General features: G+C 29.7%; 3 protein-coding genes. 2 read left to right on the top strand and 1 reads right to left on the bottom strand.

Translation table 11 applies throughout. The features are described from left to right. Window positions 1–118: 118 nt before the first annotated feature. Complete coding sequence (locus tag G580_RS10705; RefSeq protein WP_038041997.1) at window positions 119–439, bottom strand: ribonuclease H family protein; 321 nt, start codon at window positions 437–439, stop codon at window positions 119–121. Here G580_RS10705 and G580_RS12010 point away from each other — a divergent pair. Both G580_RS12010 and G580_RS11155 read left to right on the top strand, forming a co-directional pair. Continuing rightward, complete coding sequence (locus tag G580_RS12010) at window positions 400–723, top strand: FAD-dependent oxidoreductase (protein WP_156874818.1); 324 nt, start codon at window positions 400–402, stop codon at window positions 721–723. The two genes, G580_RS10705 and G580_RS12010, sit on opposite strands and share 40 nt — an antisense overlap. A gap of 115 nt (window positions 724–838) precedes the next feature. Further along, window positions 839–1,102, top strand: coding sequence for a hypothetical protein (locus tag G580_RS11155; RefSeq protein ID WP_028841805.1), 264 nt, complete (start codon window positions 839–841; stop codon window positions 1,100–1,102). Window positions 1,103–1,116 lie beyond the last annotated feature (14 nt).

Here is a 1,116-nt window from a genome sequence, read left to right as displayed (position 1 = left end):
GTTTTATGTTATCATTAATTTAAAAAATATTAAAAATTTTTATTATGCCTCTAAAATATTTTATTAAAAGACACAATTTATATTCTACTCCCTACAAGTAAGTTTTTGAAATAACTTCTTAATTTTTATCATATTTAAAACACCTATAATAAGTTCTGTGAATGGAAGAAAGCCCATATTTTTTAATTTTTTCAAAATGAAGTTTCGTTGCATAGCCTTTATGTTTTGAAAATTCATACTGAGGATAAAGCTCGTCGATTTTTTCCATATATTTATCTCGTGCAACTTTTGCTAAAATTGAGGCAACTGAGATTGAAAGACAAACTTTATCTCCATCAACTATGGCTTTCTGTAAACCCTTATATTCAGGAATAACATAAGGATCATCTATCAGAACTAATTGAGGCTTTATTTTTAAACTTTTTAAGGCTTTTAGCATTACTTCTTTTTCAAGCAGATAAAGTAGTTAATGCTGCGGGACTTTACGCTGATAGAATTGCAAAAGAATTTGGCTTTGGCAAAGATTATATTTTAAATCCCTTTAAAGGGATTTATATTGAATATAAAGGATCTAAGTTAAACATAAAAAGGAATATTTATCCTGTTCCCAATCTTAAAAATCCTTTCTTAGGTATTCATTACACTATAAAGGTTGATGGAACAATTAAAAATGGGCCAACAGCAACACCTTGTTTTTGGAGAGAAAACTATCAAGGTTTGTGAAGATTCAACCTTTCCGAACTATTTGAAATTTTTAAAATGGGATATAAAACTTTTTTAAAACGAAAAATTCAGAAAAATAGCTTATAATGAGATTAAAAAATATTTGGAAAGTTACATGTTGGTTGAAGCATCAAAACTTGTAAAAGAATTCGACGTCACTGGATTCACTCACTGGGGTATTCCAGGAATAAGAGCTCAGCTTGTTGATATAAGAAACTTGCAGTTAGTTTACGATTTTGTTGTAGAGGGGGATGAAAGAAGTGTCCATATATTAAACGCAATTTCTCCCGCGTTCACAGCGACACTTGTCAAGAGAATTGTGTCTCCTTATAAAATCTCTTTACAAACATTTGCCTCAATTCGTATAAAGCAGACTTAATTAAAGGAAGTGGT

The sequence above is a fragment of the Thermodesulfobacterium hveragerdense DSM 12571 genome (assembly GCF_000423845.1).
Taxonomy (GTDB): Bacteria; Desulfobacterota; Thermodesulfobacteria; order Thermodesulfobacteriales; family Thermodesulfobacteriaceae; genus Thermodesulfobacterium; species Thermodesulfobacterium hveragerdense.
This window is presented reverse-complemented; position numbering and strand designations above follow the sequence as displayed.

Excerpts from the sequence above, each read along its gene's own strand:
- G580_RS10705 (WP_038041997.1), bottom strand. The coding sequence starts at position 439 with ATGCTAAAAGCCTTAAAAAGTTTAAAAATAAAGCCTCAATTAGTTCTG.
- G580_RS11155 (WP_028841805.1), top strand. The coding sequence starts at position 839 with ATGTTGGTTGAAGCATCAAAACTTGTAAAAGAATTCGACGTCACTGGA.